Consider the following 287-nt stretch of genomic DNA (forward strand, 5'->3'; position numbering starts at 1 on the left):
AGAAGAAATCCATGTCGATGAATGGGGACGCATCAAAGTACGCTTCCTATTTACCCGAGCAGAAGACCACCAATTTGATGGGGGTGCCGGCAGTAACAACAACGACACCGATTCAGCTTGGGTCGATGTACTGACCCCATGGGCAGGCGAAGGCTATGGCGCACGCTTCCTTCCTCGAATCAATGAAATCGTGGTCATCGACTTCTTTGACGGCAACATCGACCGTCCCTTTGTGGTGGGCCGCCTACATGAAGCCCAACGCAGCCCAACCCGATTTGACAGTCAAG

The 287-nt window shown here is 53.3% G+C and carries 1 protein-coding gene; it reads left to right on the top strand.

Annotated features, from left to right (window positions below; all coding sequences use genetic code 11):
• Positions 1-287 (top strand): phage baseplate assembly protein V (locus AC1M9I_RS14695; RefSeq protein ID WP_481611224.1); only part of this gene is annotated, 287 nt, incomplete at both ends.

This window comes from Acinetobacter sp. ANC_7553 (assembly GCF_056779895.1).